This window comes from Crateriforma spongiae, assembly GCF_012290005.1.
GTDB classification, from domain to species: domain Bacteria; phylum Planctomycetota; class Planctomycetia; order Pirellulales; family Pirellulaceae; genus Crateriforma; species Crateriforma spongiae.
Genome location: NZ_JAAXMS010000008.1, coordinates 146925 through 167933, shown reverse-complemented (window position 1 = coordinate 167933; position 21009 = coordinate 146925). Strand labels below are relative to the sequence as shown.

General features: G+C 58.5%; 13 protein-coding genes. 8 read left to right on the top strand and 5 right to left on the bottom strand.

Annotated elements, in window-relative coordinates; translation table 11 throughout:
- Window positions 1–177 precede the first annotated feature (177 nt).
- Together HFP54_RS20440 and HFP54_RS20435 are read left to right on the top strand one after the other, a co-directional pair.
- Entirely contained in the window at window positions 178–1170 is a 993-nt protein-coding gene (locus HFP54_RS20440) for an aldo/keto reductase (protein WP_168566588.1), read from the top strand.
- 136 nt (window positions 1171–1306) lie between these two features.
- On the top strand, window positions 1307–2119 hold the full coding sequence (locus HFP54_RS20435) for an inositol monophosphatase family protein (RefSeq protein WP_146416381.1): 813 nt from the start codon (window positions 1307–1309) through the stop codon (window positions 2117–2119).
- A gap of 26 nt (window positions 2120–2145) precedes the next feature.
- Here HFP54_RS20435 and HFP54_RS20430 read toward each other — a convergent pair whose 3' ends face one another.
- Window positions 2146–3576, bottom strand: a complete 1431-nt coding sequence (locus tag HFP54_RS20430) for a purple acid phosphatase family protein (protein WP_168566587.1) — start codon at window positions 3574–3576, stop codon at window positions 2146–2148.
- Window positions 3577–3661: 85 nt separating this feature from the next.
- Window positions 3662–4255 (bottom strand): glycosyltransferase family 2 protein, encoded by a 594-nt coding sequence (locus tag HFP54_RS20425; protein WP_146416379.1) that lies wholly within the window; start codon window positions 4253–4255, stop codon window positions 3662–3664.
- A gap of 191 nt (window positions 4256–4446) precedes the next feature.
- Here HFP54_RS20425 and hisI point away from each other — a divergent pair, with 191 nt between their 5' ends.
- Window positions 4447–4875: a phosphoribosyl-AMP cyclohydrolase gene (hisI, locus tag HFP54_RS20420; RefSeq protein WP_168566586.1), complete on the top strand. Its 429-nt coding sequence runs from the start codon at window positions 4447–4449 to the stop codon at window positions 4873–4875.
- 209 nt (window positions 4876–5084) lie between these two features.
- Window positions 5085–5555, top strand: a complete 471-nt coding sequence (locus tag HFP54_RS20415) for a RidA family protein (RefSeq protein ID WP_146416377.1) — start codon at window positions 5085–5087, stop codon at window positions 5553–5555.
- 63 nt (window positions 5556–5618) lie between these two features.
- Here HFP54_RS20415 and HFP54_RS20410 read toward each other — a convergent pair whose 3' ends face one another.
- Entirely contained in the window at window positions 5619–6254 is a 636-nt protein-coding gene (locus HFP54_RS20410; protein WP_146416376.1) for a class I SAM-dependent methyltransferase, read from the bottom strand.
- A 138-nt stretch (window positions 6255–6392) separates the two neighbouring features.
- Here HFP54_RS20410 and HFP54_RS20405 point away from each other — a divergent pair, with 138 nt between their 5' ends.
- Together HFP54_RS20405 and HFP54_RS20400 are read left to right on the top strand one after the other, a co-directional pair.
- A complete protein-coding gene (locus tag HFP54_RS20405; RefSeq protein ID WP_168566585.1) occupies window positions 6393–8657 on the top strand; it encodes an FAD-dependent oxidoreductase in 2265 nt (754 codons plus the stop codon).
- A gap of 17 nt (window positions 8658–8674) precedes the next feature.
- A complete protein-coding gene (locus HFP54_RS20400) occupies window positions 8675–10399 on the top strand; it encodes an FMN-binding protein (protein WP_168566584.1) in 1725 nt (574 codons plus the stop codon).
- A 49-nt stretch (window positions 10400–10448) separates the two neighbouring features.
- On the opposite strand, the gene HFP54_RS20395 is transcribed toward HFP54_RS20400, so the two are convergent.
- Both HFP54_RS20395 and HFP54_RS20390 read right to left on the bottom strand, forming a co-directional pair.
- Complete coding sequence (locus HFP54_RS20395; RefSeq protein ID WP_168566583.1) at window positions 10449–10853, bottom strand: hypothetical protein; 405 nt, start codon at window positions 10851–10853, stop codon at window positions 10449–10451.
- A gap of 73 nt (window positions 10854–10926) precedes the next feature.
- A complete protein-coding gene (locus HFP54_RS20390) occupies window positions 10927–11673 on the bottom strand; it encodes a hypothetical protein (protein ID WP_206036317.1) in 747 nt (248 codons plus the stop codon).
- 368 nt (window positions 11674–12041) lie between these two features.
- Between HFP54_RS20390 and HFP54_RS20385 the strand changes: the two genes are divergently transcribed.
- Both HFP54_RS20385 and HFP54_RS20380 read left to right on the top strand, forming a co-directional pair.
- Window positions 12042–14369, top strand: coding sequence for an AMP-binding protein (locus HFP54_RS20385; protein ID WP_168566582.1), 2328 nt, complete (start codon window positions 12042–12044; stop codon window positions 14367–14369).
- Window positions 14341–20928 (top strand): type I polyketide synthase, encoded by a 6588-nt coding sequence (locus tag HFP54_RS20380; RefSeq protein WP_168566581.1) that lies wholly within the window; start codon window positions 14341–14343, stop codon window positions 20926–20928. Before HFP54_RS20385 ends, HFP54_RS20380 begins: the two co-directional genes overlap by 29 nt.
- Window positions 20929–21009: the final 81 nt, after the last annotated feature.

The following is a 21009-nucleotide window of genomic DNA, read 5'->3' as shown; positions in this document are numbered from 1 at the left end:
CGGCAAACTTTTCCTGTTCGGAAACGGTGCGTCGTCCATCGGTGATCAGAATTCGCATCAGCGGAGGCTGCCCTGATTGCTTTCAAATACTGGATCGCGTCCACCAAAGCGTGCCTTGGGGTGCCACCCTGCCCCGTCACATCCAAAAAACAGTTCACGCCCAAGAAAGTCAGGGAAATGAAGACAAGACCTTTCGGACAAACCGGATGGGACGTTTCCGAAATCGGTTTCGGCAGTTGGGCGCTGGGCGGCCAATGGGGACCGCAGACGGATGACCGGTCCACCCAAACGTTGCGTTTGGCGATCGATCGTGGCATCAACTTCATCGATACCGCCGCCGGCTACGGTGACGGCCGCAGCGAAAAAGTCATCGCCAAGACGTTGGATGCGATAGCGGACGCGAGCCCCGTCCGATTGGCAACCAAAGCACCACCGGCCGAAGGCCCTTGGCCGCCCAGCCCGTATTGCCGGTGGCAGGACCGATATGGCGCCGCATACCTTCGCGAAAATATCCAACAGCGTTTGCGAAACTTGGGGACCGATTGTTTGGACGTACTGCAACTGCACACCTGGACCCGGGCGTGGAACGATGATCCGCAACCTTTGTTGGTGCTGCGGCAGTTGTGTGACGAAGGTCTGATCCGCTACGTGGGCGTCAGCACACCTGAGCAAGATCAGAATTGCGTGGTCCAACTGATGCGCGACGGTTTGGTGGATGTGGTCCAGGTGATTTTCAACCTGTTCGATCAAGAAGCCGCCGCGCAGATTTTCCCGGTTGCCGAGGAAACCGGCACTGCCGTGATCGTCCGCGTTGCGTTGGATGAAGGATCACTGACCGGAAAATACGATCGCGACCACAAGTTTGGCAACGATGATTTTCGTCAAGCCTACTTTGCCGGTGATCGACTGGAACGGACCGTTGATCGTGTGGAAATGATCCGCCGAGACATCCGCGATTTCGGTTTGCAGGATGATTACAGTCTGACCGACGTGGCGATCAAGTTCGCGCTTTCCCATGCCGCGGTCAGCACGGTCATCGTCGGAATGCGTTCGCCCGAACACGTCAAAGCCAATGTGGCCGTCAGCGATAAAGCCGATTTGCCGGCCGAGTTTCTTCAGCAACTGCGGCGACACAATTGGCGTCGCGGTGTTTGGTACGCCGGGAAGTGATTTGCCAGATGATCGATTTCCATCCGTGACATTGGTCTGCCGACAACACGGTTGATTCTCGGGGGTTGTTACGGCATTACGGGCGACGATGGATGTGGTTCGGTTCAAACGCGGTTGTTGCTACATTGTGGCCGCTATGACGAATCCAAATACCAGCGAATTGTTGTCCGTGGCGACGGACGCAGCCCGACAAGCCGCCGACGTGTTGATGCGGTATTACCGTGACGGCGTACAGATGCGGCAAAAGACGGGGGGCAACCGTACGTATGATTTGGTCAGCGACGCGGACGAAACCAGCGAAGCAGTGATCGCCAAGTGCATCCGCCAGACCTATCCCGATCACGAGTTGTTGGGTGAAGAAAGTCTTAGCGATGGTGATGCTTCGGCGGAACATTTATGGGTCATCGACCCGCTGGACGGCACCAATAACTTTGCGCACCGTGTTCCGCACTTCGCCATTTCGATTGCCTACTACCATCAAGGTCGCCCGGTTGTCGGTGTCGTCTTGAACCCGGTTCGTGATGAGTTGTTCACGGCGATCAAGGATCAGGGAGCCCAATTCAATGGCCAGGCGATCGTGACACCACCAGCGGTCAGTTTGGACCAAGTGCTGATCGGATGTGGCTTCTACTACGATCGCGGTGACATGATGAAACGAACGTTGTCGGCGATCGAAGAGTTTTTCGATCGTCACATCCATGGCATTCGTCGCTGGGGAACCGCATCGCTGGATTTCTGTAGCGTTGCCCAAGGTCATTTTGGTGGATTCTTTGAATACCAATTATCGCCGTGGGATTTTGCCGCGGGACAATTGATTGTCCAGGAATCCGGTTGTCTGATCACCACCGCCAAGGGTGACGAGTTGCCGATGCAAAAGACCAGCGTCTTGGCCGCGCATCCCGATATCCACGATGCGATGTTGCAGATCACACGTCGACATCATCCCTGAATCGGTTGCACGATCGCGGGTGAAATCTAGTGGGTCGATTCGCGTTCGATTAACAGGTTCGGTTTGCCGGAACGTCGAATCAGCTGGAATGAATCATAGGGTCGTCCCGTTGCGGTACAGGCACGGTAACGCAGCCGGTTTCCGACGATGGAAATGATCTGGTACAGCTGGGTTCGCTCGGCCGACGACTGCATGAAGGGTTCCGGATCCAGGTCATACATTTTGGGGCCACTGACGGAGACCACATAGACAGTTCCATCGGCGTCTTGTTTGGACAAGCCTTCGCCCACGTTTTCGCTGCCGACCGGTACATCGTTCTTCACCGCAGTGGTCTCCGGTGCGTTGTCTTGGAACCGCATCATGCGACTGCGAGCATAGGTGTGGTCGTGTCCCTGCAGCACCAAATCAACGCTGTGCTTGTCATAGATGGGTTGCCACAAATCACGCAGCTCCGGATTGTCCCGCCCCTTGCTGGCGGAGTAGATCGGGTGGTGGTGAGTGACGATCTTCCAACCGGGGGCTTCGGACAAGACCTGTTCCAGCCAAGCGACTTGTTCGGCTTGTTGCTCGTTGCTGTTCAAACAGACAATCCGCACGCCCTGGTAGTCGATGTAGTAGCAAGATTCGGCCAGCGATTCCGGGCCATTGGTGGGAAACGCAAAGGTTGGTTTCCAGTGTCGGCTTAAGCGGCGAGTGCTGCCCGATTCATCCTCCTGCTTGACCATCTCATGGTTTCCCGGCACGGCGACGGCGGGCAGCATCCGATGAATGAATCCGCTGGCACCAAACCATTGGCCCCATTCCGCGTCGCTTTCGGCACGGTTGATCAAGTCGCCGGCATGCAAGAAAAACGCCGCCCGCGGCGCATCGCGAAAGGCATTTCGGACCACCCGTGACCAGTGGCTTTTGATGTTGTTCTGGGCATCACCGAAATAGACGAACGAAAACGGTTGGGCCGTTGAAGCTGCCGTTTGAAACTCCGACCATTCGCTCCAATTCACACCATCGCCGACGCGGTACAGGTACTTTGTTCGAGGAATCAATTCGGTCAGCACCACTTCATGATAGGCGGCGGCGCCCAAGTCCGTTTCCAAACGGCTGAAAGTGCCCTCAACGGTGATGGCGTCGTCCACGAAGTCCGGTCCGTCTTGTGCCACGGCGTATTGTGCGATCGTGGCAGATGTCTTTGCGTCCGTCCGCCAGGTGATGGCCATTGCGGTGGCCGGAGTTTCGGTCATCGACAAACAGATGCGATCCGGGACCGCCGAGGGTCGATAAGTCTGTTGGTCCGGCACCGGTTTGATTTCGTGCTGATGCACGTCGTGCGCGAAGGCGACCCGATGCGAAGACGTGGCGGCCAACAGCATCATCATCACGCCGATTGACACCTGGTGACGGCGGCGATGGCTGGAGGCGTAAACGGATGGGGCGGGCGACGAATTGGCGGGCGACGACATGATGTTTCTCAACAGCCGGAAGAAAACGTTCTTCGCGAACTGTAAGAAGCCGGCACGCACACTGCAATGATGTGGAAACGGAGTGTCAGGTTGTTTCTGACGTCCCGCGAATGGTTTCGCTCTGCAAGCGATATCGGTCGCCTTGGGGACCGACCAGTCGTTGCAGGTGAGGCCGTCGAATCATTTGCAGCCCCGTTTTGGGCTCGCTGCGACCCAGTTGTGGCAAGGCCCGTTGTGCGACGACACCCCATGCGACCAGACGCCGGATCAGTTCGGCGGGAAAGCTGGGCGGCTGGGTCTGTGCACGCGCGGCCAAGACGGTCGGATCTTGACTCATTTGATATAGCTTCTTCATGTCATCTTCGCGAATGTCAGCGTCGTCTTCTTGAATGAAGACAAGATCGCCGGTCGCGCGTTCCAGGCCGGTTTGACCCGCGGCTTCCATTCCCCGCACTCGACTATGGCGAACCAACCGCAGCCGTGGATTCTGTTCCGCCAATTCGCCCAGGTATTCCGCGGTATCGTCCTGGCTGCCGTCGTCGACGACGATGACTTCGGCCGCTTCGGGATCCGCGATCATCTCATCCAGCAGACCCAGGACTTGGTCGATTCGCTTTTCAATTCGATCACGGCCGTCTCGTACCGGTAGCACGACGGACATGCGGTTAGGTCTGGCCATGGAAGTGTTTCGGGATGGGAAGAAACGGTAAGGCGACCGAAGGAAGACATCGGGATGATCGGGCGCATCGCTTCTGTGGATCGGATGACGGCCGCAACGTTCTGCAATGACGCTGGCATCCGGTGGGTTGCCGTGGTCAAACGCGTTGCATGGGCCGTTCGGATTCTGTGGGGTGTGTCTATAATCGCGGCATGACCACGCCAAAGACGACCGAAACGGAAACCGCCGCAATGCCCAACTTCGATGCAGGAGCCAACGGGTTGCTGCCCGCGATCGCGCAAGATGCCCAGTCGGGGCGGGTGTTGATGATGGCCTGGATGAATGCCGAGGCGTTTGAAGAAACGCTGCAAACGGGCCAAGCGACCTATTACAGCCGCAGCCGTGGAAAACTGTGGCGTAAGGGTGAAACCAGCGGCCACCGCCAGCGTGTCCGTGAAGTTCGCATCGATTGTGACGCGGACGCGATCTTGCTGAAGGTCGATCAAGTCGGTGCGGCCTGTCACGAGGGTTTTGCATCGTGTTTCTTTCGCGTTGTCGACAGCGATGGCGGGGTCCGCGAGGTGGAAAAACGGTTGGTCGACCCTGCCGAGGTCTACGGCGACGCATCGAAAAAGTCTTGATCCCGCGGAGTCCGAACTTCCGCGCAAGCCAGCTTCGTCCGCAAAGCCGACGTCGACTTTGTTCGGCCGCCAAGGAGACGATTCACCATGCGGGTCCATGCCGGGACCTGGCTGGTTCGCTACAGTGGATTATCACACCCCATCTCGGACGGCTTGCACGCTGTATCGTCGGGATGGATCCAAAATTTCGACGCCACAACGGACCACAGATGAGCAGCAACGATCAACGATTGGATGCCTTGAATCTACCCCTTCCTCCGGCACCGCAGGCGATGGGGGTCTACAAGCCAATCGTGATCGTCGGCGACATGGCCTATCTGTCGGGGCACGCGCCGCTGAAGGAAGACGGCAGCATGGTGACCGGGCGGCTGGGTTTGAATCTGGACGTCGAAGCGGGCTTTGCGGCGGCCAAATTGACCGGACTGGCAATGTTGTCGACCCTGCGTGCCGAATTGGGTTCGCTGAATCGCGTCGCACGATTGGTGAAGCTTTTGGGGCTGGTTCGGTGCACCGAAGGCTTTGTCGATCAGCCGGCGGTGATCAACGGATGCAGCGAACTGTTCCGCGACGTTTTTGGCGATGATGCCGGTGTGGCGGCCCGCAGCGCGATCGGAACCAACGCCCTGCCCGGTGGTATTGCGGTGGAAATCGAAGCCATTTTTCAGATCCGACAAGACTGATTTCGCCTGTTGCCGGCGTCGTTCTGACCGACGGCGGTGCGTCATGGTTGTGTCGGCGAATCGCTATCGCCTGGCTCCAGATTTGCGATAGACGCGGACATCGTGCGGACCGGCGAATTGGATATGGATCGCACCGACGGTCGCCCGCGCGTCGAAGACGTCACAGTGATAGTCGTTCTCACCCGGCCAGGGATACGAATAAACGACCGCAAAATCGTCTAGATCCAAACCCAGTATTTCATAGGCCGAATCGCTGTGATGCCCCAAGCTGGGCAGCGTCGGGTCGTCGGCCAAGCATTCCGTTCCAGGCGGCAAAAAATTCCCGGCGACAAGTTCCGGGCCCAACGCCGGCGGGTCGAACCAATCCGCCAGCGTGTCCCGGCCTTGTCGGATCAAGTCGGGCTCGGTTTCGATTCCGATGCTGTCGAAACCAAGTTCGGTCGCCAAGCAAGCGACTACCGCGAAACCGCATCCCCATTCGCAGAAACGGTTTCCTGGCAACGGTTGGCTTTCTTTGACCCAAGCCAATGTTTGGTAAACCGCTTCGTAATCGGCCGCCACAAACTGCTCGATCGCGTCGCGGTCCCAACAGTCTTGGAAGGTTTCAATTCGCTGACGAGCCGCCGTAATCGCCAGCCGGATTTCCGCTGGCAACGGACGTTCATCCCAGCGGCGGGGCAAGTCAATCGGAATCAACATGGCGGATTCCGGATTCCCGATGCGAGGCCGCCGGCGGCCATCGTCGGTCGGCAATCTTCTCGCATTCCAAACGCCGACGGGATATTCTGATTCCTCCCCTCGGTATCCCTCCAGCGACGGTTCCATCGAAGAACGATCATGCGTTTACCCACCTTGTCGGCTGTCTGTTTCCTGTTATTTGCGACCGGCACGGCGCCGGCTGCCGACCTGTTCGTCGAAGCGGAAAGCTTCCAAGACCGTGGCGGCTGGAAGCTTGATACCCAATTCATCCAAGAAATGGGATCGCCCTATTTGTTGGCACACGGATTGGGAAAGCCGGTCGACGATGCCACCACCACTATCACCGTGCCCGCCGATGGGAAGTATCGCGTTTGGGTGCGTACCAAGGACTGGGTGGCACGTTGGGGCGCCGCACCACCACCGGGGAAGTTTAAGGTCCGCATCGGCGAAGATGTCTTGGAAACGACCTTCGGAACCCAGGGTAAACAATGGTCGTGGCATGACGGCGGCGCCGTTCAGTTGGCCAAAGGCGCGACGTCACTGGCACTGATGGATCAAACCGGTTTCGACGGTCGGTGTGACTGTCTTTATCTGACGACTGACTTGTCCACCGATCCGCCCGCAGCCGACCAAGTCTTGGGGCCATGGCGCCGCCAACAGTTGGGACTGCCCGATCAGCCACAGCAAAAAGGCCCCTATGATTTGGTCGTCGTCGGTGGCGGTTATGCGGGCATGGGCGCGGCAATCTCGGCAGCGCGAATGGGTTGCAAGGTCGCGCTGATTCAAGACCGACCGGTGTTGGGCGGCAACGGATCGAGCGAAGTTCGTGTTTGGGCAAAGGGGAACATTCGCCGTGGAAAATTCCCCAGGATCGGCGAGATCATCGACGAATTTGCCGACAACGCCACCAAGTCGCCCGGCACCTATGAAGAATTCGGCGACGACTTGAAAGAACGCATCGTCCGGGCGGAGCCTAACATCGACTTGATGCTGAATCATCACGCTCACGATGTCACGATGAACGGCGATAAAATTGTGGCGGTCGCGGCACTGGACACACGGACCGGCGCGGAAGTCGTGGTCGAAGGAAGTTTGTTCTGCGATTGCACCGGTCACGGCTGGATCGGAACTTGGGCCGGTGCGGATCTGGACATGACATCCGAGGGCCGCATGGGAATGAGCAACATGTGGGCCTGGGATGAATTGGACCAGCCGACTGAATTCCCGGAAACTCCATGGGCACTGGATTTGAACATGGCGGACTTTCCCTACCCACGTGATCACCACGGACAATGGTTTTGGGAAAGCGGTTTCGACAAGGACGCGATCGGTGACGCCGAAGCGATTCGCGACTGGAATCTGCGCGCCGTCTACGGTGCTTTCAACGCGATGAAGAATCGTGATGGTGCCGAAGACCACGAGACCGCGATTTTGACTTGGGTCGCGTACATCGGTGGTCCACGAGAGAGTCGTCGCTTGATGGGCGATGTCGTGCTGACGCAAGAAGACATCGTGTCCAAACGAGACTTCATCGACGGTTGCGTTCCCAGCACTTGGTCAATCGATCTGCATTACCCGAAAGAACAATACGCCAAAAAGTTCCCTGACAACCCATTCATCTCGATTGCCGAACACAACCGTGCCGTGGATCGAAACTATGGTTATCCGGTCCCGTATCGATGTTTCTACAGCCGTAACATCAACAACCTGTTCATGGCCGGCCGCTGCATCAGTGTGACCCACGAAGCGCTGGGGACCGTTCGCGTGATGAAGACTTGTGGCATGATGGGCGAAGTGGTTGGAAAAGCCGCTTCGATTTGTGCCGCCGAAGATTGCCTGCCGCGAGACGTGTACGAAGACCATTTGGATGATCTGGTGCGTTTGATGCACTATCCCGGTAAAGCCCGACGGGAAACGCCGACCTCGGACATCGTGGTTCCTGGTGATGCGATGACATTGGCGGGACCCTATGGACCGCCCAGTGGTTTGGACCCCGCAAAAATCGATGGCATCGTCGCCGATGATGGTGATGCGATGCTTAGCGGCAAATGGCAACAAGGCCAAGGTTTGAAGGGTTACGTCGGGTACGGTTATCGCTACGCCGCCGCCGGTACAGAGGCAACCGCGACATTCAAACTGGCCGTCAAATCGTCGGGCAAGTACGAATTGCTGGTTTTCAGCAGCCCCCACAAGAATCGTTCGACTCGCACACCGGTGACCCTGCGAAACGGCAATTTCAAACGTGATTATCACGTCGATCAAAGCATCCAGCATCCCGAAAACGCCGCCATCGCCGGTACGGTTTCGTTAAGCGAAGGTGACGTGGTCGAAGTCGTTCTTAGCACCGAAGACGCCGACGGCATGGTGCATGCCGATGCGGTAGCGCTTCGCAAGGTCGATTGATCGGGCGAATCCTGCCGGTGCGTCGCAACGCTATGAACCAAGCCGCATCAAACGGCAAGCGAATGGTCGGCGCCCATTGGATCCGCGTCGGCATCGTCGCGGTCCTGGCCTGGTTGATCCCGTCGCCAAATCCGATGCTGACGACGGAACAAATCGGTCCTCCGACGATCGGTCAGTTACCTGTCGATTTGCCTTGGGATGTCGCAACGATTGAGCCAAAGCCCGGTGCGGCTGGGTTTTGGTCCATCGCTGATTCGGAGGGCGAAGCTCTGGGCTACGTTGCGCGAACCATGCCAGACGCGCAAGACGTCGTCGGGTATCGAGGACCCAGCGAAGCGGTGGTTGTGATTGATTCGCAGCGCCGCATCGTGTCGGTTGGTCTATTGGAAAGTGCGGATACTGTCGAACACGTCCAAGTGGTGCGGAACAGCGATGATTTCTTCGCACAGTTCCAAGGTTGGACATGGGGCGAAATTGATCGCCGAAAGAAAGTCGATGCGGTGTCCGGCGCTACTTTGACGTCACTGGCACTTGCCCAAGGTCTGATCCAACGCATGGGCGGCGAAGCGGGGTCGCTGGTTTTTGCCGATCCACTGAACATCGACGATGTCCGCGACTGGTTCCCCGATGCACGGCGTTTGACCGGCGGTCCCGCGACGTTGGATGTGATCGATGCCGAAGGCGATCGCATCGGCACCGTCGTAAGGACCGGCCCTCTGGTTGACGATGTCATCGGCTATCAGGGTCCGTCGGAATGGTTGGTCCGCATGAGTGACGGTGATGTCGTCGAAGATTTGAAGCTGTTGACGACGTTCGACAACGAACCCTACGTCGACTGGATTCGACAGGAAAAGTATTACTGGAAACGTTTCACCGACATGACGGCGTCACAGTTGGGACAACTGGATTTGGAAGCCGAATCCATCGAAGGCATCTCCGGTGCAACAATGAGTAGCATTGCAATGACGCAAACGCTGGTCGACGCAATGGCACGCTACGGTGATGCGGAACCGGACGTCGCTGAAGCTACCGACCCATCGGTTTGGCATTCAATCCGGTTTTCCAACAGTGATGCTTGGATGATCGGATTGTTGCTTGCCATGGGATTGCTTCATCAATTCGGTGGGTTTCGCAACCGATCCCTTCGCCGAACATGGCTGATCGCCGTATTCGTCATTGTCGGGCTGTACGCGGGGAATCTTTTGTCGTTGGCTTTGCTGGCCGGTTGGTCGGCCGAAGGCATTGCATGGCGATTGGCACCGGGGCTGACGGCGATCGCCGCGGTCGCCCTGCTGTTTCCCCCGGTCAACAAATCCAATCCCTATTGCAATCATCTGTGCCCGCACGGGGCGATCCAACAATGGGTGCGTCCAGGATCAAAGTCACGTCGACGGGTGTCGGTCCGACGTGGTGTCGACGTTTGGTTGCGGCGGATTCCCGGCGGTTTGTTGACGATCGCCTATGTCGTGCTGCTGTTTCGTCCCAGGGTCGACCTGAGCGGCTGGGAGCCATTTCACGCCTACCTATTCCGGATCGCCGGGCTGGGTTCGATTGTTTTTGCGTTGGCAACCTTGGCGGTCGCCACGGTGATTCCCATGGCCTATTGCCGCTATGGATGCCCGACCGGCTATTTGATCGATTACGTCCGCCGCGCCGGTGACGGCCGAAAGCTGGCGGTTGCCGATCTGGTTTTGCTGGGACTCTTGGTCTTGGCCATTGCCAGACATTGGGTGACGGGCTGATCCGAACAAACAGCATGCCCATGCCGGGGCGGTCGACTTGCCTGTGCGTTCAGGTTGATGGTTCGGGATCGCAGTCGTCGGGGCTGTAATCGAGTTCGGGATCGGTCAAATGTGCCCAACCCAGAAAGGCGACCTCGTCTGTGTTGGCCCAGTGGCTTTGGTCACCGAATAAAGGTTCATGACAGATCGGACACTTGGGGTTTTCGGCATCCGCGTATTGATGCGGACCGGACGTGTCGGGGTCTAGCCAGATCGCTTCGCATTCGTCACAAACGACCAAACCATGGGGGGCGGTAGCTTCACCAATCTCCGGTGCGACGACTTGTTTCTGTATTTCAGCTGAATCGCTCAGCATTGCCTTCTGCAATTCGTGGCTGGGCAATCCGCAGATACGGACGCCACACAGGCCGCCACCACAGATCGGGCATTTGCTGATGGAATGAAAAGGTGTCATGGCTTGAACCGGGTTCGACCTTGGACTGGGTGCGAAAACGTGTGGTGTTCGGGCGATCGTTGGACAACCGCCATCATTTGGGATAGGCCGTGATGACGCGTTGGTCTTCCAACACCAATTGGACGCGGCGGGCCATTGGATTGCGTCGGCGGTTGCCGTCACGCCCGCCGACGTATCCGACACGACGTCCCATATCGACGGTGTGGATGGTTCGTCTGCCGTCTTGTCGCGTGGTTGTGCGCTGGCCTGACTTGGCACGCACGTAGGCTGCATCAATTGTTTCCAAGGTGCCCTGCATTCCGCCATCAAAAACGCCGTGGCTGCCCGGGCGTCCCGGTTGGTCGGACGCGTGTCGTTCGACGTGCTTCAACCGATGGCCTTCGGCACTGCCGGGACCATAAATCAGTCCTGCGGGCGACATGTATCGCTGGCCGCCCAAATCTTTCAACAGGCCGTATTTCAGTCCCGCAGCATTTTCGGCCCCGGCGTCGGGTGGTGTTGTGGCGGTCGACTTGGATGACGAGTATTCCGACGCTGTGCCGTCCGCACCGTCACGTTCGTTCTGAATTTCCGCGGTTGCTTGGGAATCAGATCCGGCGGACTGAACAACCTGGGCCGTGCGATCGCCGGGCGAACTCTTTCGCAAATCGGGCAGTTTCCAGCCGAAACGCTCGTTGGCCATCGGTGCCAAGAACGTGTAAAGAGCCGCCAGTACGGCGATGGCGATTCCCGCCGCCGATTTGCCTGCCTTGGGGCGACGATGGGCTGACGCTCCGGGTCGTGCGGGTTTTTGCGGCTCTGCGGGCACTTCAGGATCCATAAAAACGACTCATTCCGTTGGAAGGTGGGGCTCGATAACCGTCCAGAGCTTTCCACGTTGCAAGGCTAATGTAGCCTACGAAACGGCCGTGCCCGGCACGACCGCGTTGCCGCCGCAGGCCCAAAAACCGTGCAAGTTTTCCACAACGGTTCGGGCGATGATAAATCGTCGCGGCGGTTGATCCGGCACATTCAGAACGCGTCCGTGCGGTGGGTCGACCGCAAACATTGCCTGAAGCATTGGCAGGCATCGGCTTTGCAGCTGTGAAGATTGCGTGCCGAAACCGAAACGTGTGGGTAAAAATTTTACGGTTCGCCAGTTAGAATCTGAGCGTCCGCGAACACATCGAACCCCGGGGAACCGCTGGGATGCCGTCATCCGAATTCACGAACTGCCCGACACTGCCGGAACTGATCCGGCGTCGAGCCGAGCGAACCGGTGATCGAACGGCATTGGTTTTTGTGTCCGATGATGATGAACGGTTCGAATGGACTTATGGCGATTTGTGGCGCCGCGCCCTGGAGACGGCAGCCCGGCTGCCGGAGCCAAATTCAGTCCATTCGTCCGATGCTTCGGCGTCGTCAAATTCAGCCAACCGGATTTCATCGCAGGGCCAACCTGATCGCGCCCTGTTATTGTTCCCGCCGGGTTTAGAGTTCATGGCGGGCTTTTTGGGGGCCCAACTGGCCGGCTTCATTCCGGTTCCGACGGCTTATCCCAAGCCGAATCGACAGATGCCACGACTGGATTCCGCAGCCGATGATTGTCGTCCCACCGTGTTGATCGGTGATGCCGCATCGTTGGCTGGTTTGGACGACAATCGTCTGGCCGCATCGGCACGTTCCATCGCTCGGGTCGCCACCGATGAAAACGTGCTGTCCAATCACGGCATCGCGTTGGCCGACGCGCCCGCGTTCAGCCCACAGCACTTGCCCGGCGCGGACACCGTCGCGTTCTTGCAATACACCAGCGGCAGCACCAGTGAACCCAAGGGCGTCTTGGTACGACATCGCAATTTGATCGCCAACTTGGAATCGATCAGGCGTGGGTTCCAAATCGATTGGCAGGACGATGACGTGCAGCGGCCCGACCGAGGTGTGTTCTGGTTGCCGTTCTTTCACGACATGGGTTTGATCGGCGGTATTTTGGAACCGTTGTACGTCGGCGGGACTGCGGTCTTGATGAGCCCGCGAGCCTTTCTGCGGCGTCCGATCCGTTGGTTGGAATTGATCAGCGAAGAAAAGGCACGCATCAGCGGTGCCCCCAACTTTGCGTTTCAGTTGGCCGTCGATCGTGTCACGCCCGAACAAGCGGACAACTTGGATTTGTCAAATTGGAAGACCGCGTTTTGCGGCGCCGAACCGATCGCGCCCCGGACGTTGTCCGACTTTGCAAACCGATTCGAACCATGCGGCTTTTCCCGCGACGCTTTCTATCCCTGTTATGGATTGGCCGAAGCGACGTTGTTGGCAGCCGGCGGCGATGGGCCTTCCGAACCAAAGACGGTGACCGTGCACCGTGGGTCGTTGGGGCAAGGCAAGGCGGTGGTGGATCCCAAAGGCCGCGGCCGAGAATTTGTCAAATTGGTCGCCTGTGGATCGGCCGCCTATCAAACCGAATTGGTGATCGTCGATCCGCAATCGCGTCAGCCCGTCGCATCGCAAGTGGTCGGTGAAATCTGGATCCGTGGCGAAGGTGTCACCGACGGCTACTGGAATCGTGACGAAGAAAACGAAACCCAGTTCCGCGCGTCGTTGGCCCATGACGATGGCCGTCGTTTTTGCCGTACCGGCGATCTCGGCTTCGAATTCGAGGGAAATCTGTTCATCACCGGACGCCGCAAAGACGTGGTCGTGCTGCGGGGTCGGAACCACTATCCGCAGGACATCGAAGCCACGGTACGCGAGCTTTTCGCGGGCGAATCGATCCAGACCGCTGCGTTTGCCGTGGATGCCCACCGCGGCGAAGCGTTGATTGTGGTGGTCGAATTGCCCCGCCGTGACGCCAACGCGGACCACGCCGGAACGGTCCGGCGGATCCGCCGGGCGATCGTCGAAGCCCATGAAATCGACCCAACGGAGGTCTTGCTGGTTCGTGCCGCGACGGTACCGTTAACCAGTAGTGGGAAAGTCCAACGTCTGCGTTGTCGCCAACAGTTTCTTGACGGCGACATCAAAACGAAACACCACTACCGGCGTGCCTTTGCCGGTGAACAGTCCGTGATGTTGCCCGATCTGCCGGCTTCGCCCGACGGTTCGGACCGCAACACGGTCATTCAAGCCATCGAGGCTTGGCTAGTCGAATGGTTGACGGTTCGCGCTGGTGTGCGACCCGATGACATCGAACTGGACAAGCCCTTTGCCGAATACGGATTGGATTCGATGACCGCTGTGGAAATGAGCGGTGAGATCGAAGATTGGTCCGGGATCGAGTTGACCCCGGTGCTTGCCCTAAATCATCCGACCGTTTCAAGACTGAGCGTGTATCTGGCCGACCAATGGTTGGGCGATTCCCGCACGAGTGCGAGTGCCGAGGACGGTTCGGCACCCCAAGCCTTGAACGGCCACGCCGACGATCTGTCCCAGCCGACGGTCGAAGAACTCGATCCCGCAGAATTGGAAGGGCTGCTTGACGAGATCGAAGGCCTATCCGAAGACCAAGTCAATCATGCCCTCGCAGATAAACGACGAACCTGAATCCGGTGCACCGCCGGCCGACGATCTCAACAAGCGACTATCGAATCTTTCTCCCGCGCAACGCGAACTGCTGGCCCGCCGCCTTCGTGAAAAGGCCCAGTCTTCATCCGCCAACGGTTCCAATCATTCCAATGGTCATGGAGCCGCGGATCCATCGGTTGACGCGCATCGTTCGACGTCCGCGGCGCCGCTTCAGGATGACCTGATTGCCATCGTCGGTATCGGCTGTCGGCTGCCGGGTGCGCCCAATCCCGATGCCTATTGGCAGTTGATCGAATCGGGAAATCGCGCCATCCGTGAAATCGGCAGCGATCGATGGGATCAGCGTCAATTCTTTGACGCCACCGGTCGTTCCCCCGGGAAGATGTCGGTCGACAAGTTGGCATTGATCGACAGTGTCAGCGACTTTGATCCAGAATTTTTCGGCATCTCACCCCGCGAAGCTTCTCGAATGGATCCCCAACAACGTTTGTTGTTGGAGGTGGTTTGGGAAACGTTCGAAGACGCCGGGGTGACCATCGATGCATTGCGTGGCAGCCGCACGGGTGTGTACGTGGGCATTGGTGGAACGGACTATTCAAAGGTTCCGTCGCGCTACCCGGACTACTTTGAACACATCGATGCGCACCTGGGCACCGGGAACGCGCTCAGCATCGCCGCGGGACGGATCTCGTATCTGTTTGATCTACGCGGGCCTTCCTTCATCGTTGACACGGCTTGTTCGTCTGCCTTGGTGGCCATTCATCAAGCGGTCGTGTCATTGCGCCGTCGTGAAAGCGACGCGGCCATCGCCGGCGGTGTGAATTTGATCCTGACGCCGGAAACCACCATCGCTTTCAGCAAAGCTCGGATGCTAAGTCCTGATGGTGATTGCCGCCCCTTCGATGATGATGCCAACGGTTATGTGCGTGGCGAAGGCTGCGGCATGGTGCTGATGAAACGTTACACCGATGCGGTTCGCGACGGCGATCAGGTGTACGGGGTGATTCGAGGTTCGGCGATCAACCAAGATGGCCGGACCAGCGGCATCACCGCCCCCAGCAGCGAAGCGCAGGTCCGATGCATTCGCGAAGCCATGGCGGGTGCCAAAGTCACGCCGGACCATGTCAGCTATGTCGAAGCCCATGGCACGGGAACACCTTTGGGTGACCCGATTGAAATGACCGCGCTGCAAAAAGTCTTCGGCGGCCGCGCACAAGAACTGTCGCCCGTCCGTGTCGGCAGCGTCAAAGGCAACATCGGCCACACCGAAACGGTCAGCGGAGTCGCGGGACTGTTGAAGGTCTTGCAGATGTTCCGCCATCAGCAGATTCCTCGGCAGGCGGGTTTCGGTCGGCTGAATCGAAACATCCGTTTGGAAGACAACCGGTTGAAAATCGCGGATTCTTCACACGATTGGATGTGCGACGATTTGGGAACGCGGATCGCGGGAGTCAGCAGTTTCGGTTTCGGCGGAACCAACGCGCACTTGATCGTCCAGGAAGCTCCCCATCCGCACACCGGTGAAAACGGCACCGCCGTGGCCAATGGCCACGTCAATGGATCTGCGATTGCTCCGGTGCAACGCAATGGTTCATCGGTCGCGTCCAATTGCGAAAGCGAATCCGACGCTGCCAGCCAAGTGGTCGTGTTGTCGGCCAGGGATGATGGTCCATTGCAGGACTTGGCCGTCCAATACGCCGATCGCTGTGACGAATTTGATGCGGCCCAATTACGGGACTTTGCCGCCACGACGACACTGCACCGTTCGTCGCTGACCCGGCGGTTGGCGGTGGTCGGAAACAGTGGATCGGACATCGCCAAGTCGCTGCGTGATTTCGTGACGCAGGAACCTGCGCGTTCCTCAGCGAAGGCCTGCTACGGACGACCGCCGCAAGGACGACGTCCAAAGCTGGCGATGGTTTTCACCGGCCAGGGTTCGCAATATGTCGGCATGGGGCAAACGCTGGCGACGCGATGTGAACCGTTCCGACGATCGATCGATGCGTCATCGCAATGGGTGGACCCTCATTTGCCCTACCCGCTGTGGGACGTTTTGCGGGGCGACGCCGGCGACATCGATCATACTTCGTTGGCGCAACCGGCGATCTGCGCGATCCAATGTGCGTTGGTGGATGTCCTGCGGGACCGCGGCTTGACCCCCGACGTCGTGGCCGGTCACAGCATCGGTGAAATCGCGGCGCTTTACAGTGTCGGCGCGATCGATCAACGACAAGCCATGTTGTTGGCCACCTATCGCGGCAAATGGATGGGCGATCTGCCCGCCGGCGGAACGATGGCGGCGTTGCTGGCCCCCGTCGAACAAGTCCAACAGTGGATCAAACAATCCGGCAGCTCCGCCGTGATCGCCGCGATGAACGGAGTCAACGCAACGGTGATCGCGGGGACCAACGACGCGGTCGCCGAACTGGGACGCGTCGCCCAGGAGGCATCCGTCCCCGTTTATCCGCTGGATGTGTCGCACGCGTTTCATTCACCGCTGATGCAGCCCGCGAAGCAGCCGTTGGAAGACGAGTTACGCAGACTGTTGGACCCGATACACATTCCAAGGAGCATCCGATTCGCTTCATCGCTGACGGGTGACTGGTTGGAAGGTTCGATCGACGTCGATTATTGGATCGAACATCTGGTGTCACCCGTTCGGTTCACCGATGTGATGAATCGCTTATCGGAAGTCACCAACGACTTAGTGATCGAGGTGGGCCCCCGGCCGCAATTGATCGGCATGTTGCGGCGGCATCAACCGACACCAACTGATCCGGATCACGGTCAAGGTGAAACGCCGGAACTGGTTTCCGTCTTGGATTCCGGCACCCCCGATCGTGAAAGTTGGTTAAGAACGCTGGGACAGGCTTGGACTTGTGGTTTCGATGTCGATTGGAAAGCGGAGTGGAGCGGGAAATCGTTCCGTCGGGTCGCCCTGCCCCTGTATCCGTTTGCACGATCACGATACTGGTACGATCCGCCGGCAAAGCGTGGTGCCGCGGTCGGTGGTTCTCAAGTTCATCCGATCTTGGGTTCGCAGCAAACTCTGGCCATCGGCGGGACTCTTTTCGCCAACACGATTCGCGACCGATTGCCGGCTTTCCTGGCCGATCACATTGTCAGCGGCAGCGTCACCGTGCCCGGTGCCGCGTGGTTGGAATCGGTCTTCGCGGCGGCGCGTCAGTGTTTCCCGGATCAGCCAATCGCGTTGGAGTCTTTCGAAATTGAGCGACCGGTGTTCATGCAACCGGAACGCGCCGTGGACGTGCAGATTCATGTCGCACCGCTGGCGGCCAATCGATCCAAGGTTCAAGTTTCCACTGCCGAACACGACGACCAAACCAAGGCCGACTGGGCAACCTGTGCCAGTGCTACGGTCCGGATCGGCCCCACCGCGGTGTCCACCGACGGTATTCCCGCGGCCAAGCAATCGACGCCGGAATGTTTGGATGAAATTCCCGTCGATCAGTTCTATCAATCGGCCGAACGCGCCGGTTTGAAGTACGAGCCGCTGTTTCAAGTGTTACGAAAGATCCGTGTCGGTCACGGCATCGCCATCGGTGAACTTGCCGTCGACGCGACATTGGAATCGGACGTCGACAATTACCAATGGCATCCGGTTTTGCTGGACGGGGCGTTGCAGCTGATCGGTGCGGCCATCCATGGTTCCCCGCGATCTGACAAAAGATCGGACGTCGCTGCATTTCTGCCGCACAGCATCGGGTCCGTTCACTTGGGGACGTCGACCCGCCAAATCGCAAAGGCCGAAGCTGTATTGAAGTCCTGCGATCATGACGCGATCGCGGATGTCGTGTTGCGCGACGATCAAGGCGACGTCGTGGGGACATTGGTCGACGTGACCCTGCGTCGGCTGCAACGTGACCGTCGTGCGAATACCGAAGATCCATCACGCTGGATCTATCAAACCCAGTGGTCGCTGGCCGCCGAACCGGATGCCGGTTTAAGCGGCGATTTGCCCTCGTTCGTTTGGACTTCATCGGGGCACGCCCAAGATCAACAGGTGGGGCAAGAATGGCTGTGGGTCCAGCCGACGTCGAAATGTTCTGGCTCCGGTGCAATCAGCGGGAATTGCGATTTGGCTACGCGAGTCGCCGATCAAACCACCGCCGTATTGGACTTCATAAAGGCGGCTTTGAAACATAGTCCGCCGCCGCGACTGTCGGTGATCACACAGGCGGCTTTCAGCATTGGTGATTCGACGGTCGATGTGGATCCGGTTGCATCTGCCGTCGCGGGATTGATCCGTTCGGCGACCAACGAGTGCCCCGGGCTGCGAATCCGTCACTTGGATGTCGACGTACGCGATGATTCGACCGCTGCGATGGTTCGTCATTGGCTGGCATCTGACGATGCGGTGGAAACGGAATCTGCGATTCGCGACGGCCAGTGGTGGATCCCACGATTGAACCACTTGCCTGATGCACTGCTTTCGCGTCCGGAGGGTTCGGAGTTGGCGTTGCCCGACCGTGGCGAATACCGGATCCGGCTGGACGGGACACACCGCATCGAAGGTTTGTGGGCCCAGCGGATGCCTCAGGAAATCCCGATCGATGACGAAGTCCGTGTTCGCTGTCGCGCCGTTGGCTTGAACTTCAGTGACGTCTTGAAATCGATGGACCTCTATCCGGGCGTGACCGATCAGGTGGTTCCGTTGGGAATTGAAGTTTGTGGCGTTGTGGAATCGGTGGGTCCCGACGTTCAAGATCTGCGCCCCGGCATGCGGGTCATGGGTGTGGTCCCCCATGGATTTGCCTCGGCGGATCGCACGACTGAGTCTTTATTGACTCGCGTCCCGAATGGCCTGAGTGATGAAGAAGCGGCCGGCGTTCCGATCGTCTTCCTGACCGCCCATCACGCGCTGGTAAACGTCGGCCGATTGGCGGCCGGCGAAAAAGTATTGATCCATGCGGGTGCCGGTGGTGTGGGTTTGGCCGCGATTCAGGTCGCCCAGGCTGTCGGTGCCGACGTGTACTGTACGGCCGGTAGCGAGCATAAACGACAGTTGTTGGCTCAGTTGGGAGTCTCTGAAGATCAGATCTTTGATAGTCGCGATCTTGGATCCATCGAACAGATCCGCCGGCACAGCAACGGGATCGATGTCGTCTTGAATTCGCTACCAGGCGAGTGGATTGATGCGTCGATCGGCTTGCTAAGGGCACATGGCCGGTTCTTAGAAATCGGCAAGATCGACATTTACAAGAATCGGCCGATGGGTCTGTTGCCGTTCCAAGACAACCTGACCTACAGCGCGATTGATCTGGATCGTCTGCTACGAAATCGACCGGACGAAGTCCGAGAACTGTACCGCCAGGTCGTCGATGGATTTGAAACCGGGCATTATCGTCCGTTGCCGATCACGCGTTATCGTCTGGACGAATTGCCGGCCGCGATGCGTTACATGGCGGCGCGCCGCAACATCGGAAAGATCGTGGTTGCGCCGGCGTCGCATCAAGATGATCTGGCACGGCAATCGGGATCTCATCTGATTTCCGGCGGCAGTGGGGCGATTGCCACCACCGTCGCTCGACGTCTGATTCAACGAGGGGCGAAACGTGTCGATTTGGTGGCCCGTCGTCCGTTGCCCGAACGGGTGCATGCTTTGACCCAGTGGGCCAGGCAATGGGATGCGACCGTTGTTTATCACCAGGCAGATGTGACCGACGTCGATTCGATGCAAATCGTGGTGGATCGGATCACGCAGTCGGCGGGGCAGTTGCGAGGCGTGATTCATGCGGCGGGCGTTCTGGATGACCGTTTAATCGGTTCGATCGATCACGATTCGCTGTCCGGCGTGTTAAGTCCAAAGACCAACGGTACCGTCGCGTTGCATCAAGCGACTCGTTCGCATGATCTGGACTATTTCACGCTTCTGGGCAGCGTTGCCAGTGTCTTTGGTTCGCCCGCTCAATCGAACTATGCGGCGGCCAATGCGTTCTTGGAAGGCTTCGCCGCGGCACGTCGTGGCGCCGGGTTGCCCGCCAATGTCGTCCAATGGGGACCCTGGGATTCGGCCAACGGTGGCATGACCGACGACGCAGCGACGCAGAAGAATATTGCTGCGTTGGGAATGCGGCCCTTGCCGGTGGAAGTCGCCAGCGACGTCTTGATCGATGCCGCAACCGCATCGGCCGCGCCCGAAACGTTGACCGTGGTGGACGTTGATTGGCGAGAAATGATGGCGGCCGGATTCGCCGACCCCGGACCGTCGCGTCTGCGTGGGCTGACCGGTTCGGTATCGGACGACGTTTCCGATTCCGGTTCGGTCGATACCGAATTTTTGGCCGTCTTGGACCAAACCAAGGTGGACAGCCGGCTTGGTTTGACGCTGACCTACCTGTCCAACCAGCTTGCGATGATTTTGGGGATGTCGGCGGATTCGATCGACCGCACCGAACCGCTTGCGGCGCTGGGGCTGGATTCGCTGATGGCGATCGAATTGAAGAACAATATCGAAGCCAAACTGGACGTCCAGTTACCCATCAGTCGGTTTGTAGAAAACCCCTCACTAAGCACTTTGGCCGAAGCCGTGCTGGATGCCCGTGAAGGAAAGTGACCGTCAGTCCAAGATGACGGTCGTTTTGACGTGCGACAGTTGGTGCGAATGCGTTGATTCAAGGTGAACGAATTTTGCCTT

Excerpts from the sequence above, each read along its gene's own strand:
- HFP54_RS20425 (WP_146416379.1), bottom strand. The coding sequence starts at position 4,255 with ATGGCCAGACCTAACCGCATGTCCGTCGTGCTACCGGTACGAGACGGC.
- HFP54_RS20380 (WP_168566581.1), top strand. The coding sequence starts at position 14,341 with ATGCCCTCGCAGATAAACGACGAACCTGAATCCGGTGCACCGCCGGCC.
- HFP54_RS20405 (WP_168566585.1), top strand. The coding sequence starts at position 6,393 with ATGCGTTTACCCACCTTGTCGGCTGTCTGTTTCCTGTTATTTGCGACC.
- HFP54_RS20415 (WP_146416377.1), top strand. The coding sequence starts at position 5,085 with ATGAGCAGCAACGATCAACGATTGGATGCCTTGAATCTACCCCTTCCT.
- hisI (WP_168566586.1), top strand. The coding sequence starts at position 4,447 with ATGACCACGCCAAAGACGACCGAAACGGAAACCGCCGCAATGCCCAAC.
- HFP54_RS20385 (WP_168566582.1), top strand. The coding sequence starts at position 12,042 with ATGCCGTCATCCGAATTCACGAACTGCCCGACACTGCCGGAACTGATC.
- HFP54_RS20395 (WP_168566583.1), bottom strand. The coding sequence starts at position 10,853 with ATGACACCTTTTCATTCCATCAGCAAATGCCCGATCTGTGGTGGCGGC.
- HFP54_RS20440 (WP_168566588.1), top strand. The coding sequence starts at position 178 with ATGAAGACAAGACCTTTCGGACAAACCGGATGGGACGTTTCCGAAATC.
- HFP54_RS20410 (WP_146416376.1), bottom strand. The coding sequence starts at position 6,254 with ATGTTGATTCCGATTGACTTGCCCCGCCGCTGGGATGAACGTCCGTTG.
- HFP54_RS20430 (WP_168566587.1), bottom strand. The coding sequence starts at position 3,576 with ATGTCGTCGCCCGCCAATTCGTCGCCCGCCCCATCCGTTTACGCCTCC.
- HFP54_RS20390 (WP_206036317.1), bottom strand. The coding sequence starts at position 11,673 with ATGGATCCTGAAGTGCCCGCAGAGCCGCAAAAACCCGCACGACCCGGA.
- HFP54_RS20435 (WP_146416381.1), top strand. The coding sequence starts at position 1,307 with ATGACGAATCCAAATACCAGCGAATTGTTGTCCGTGGCGACGGACGCA.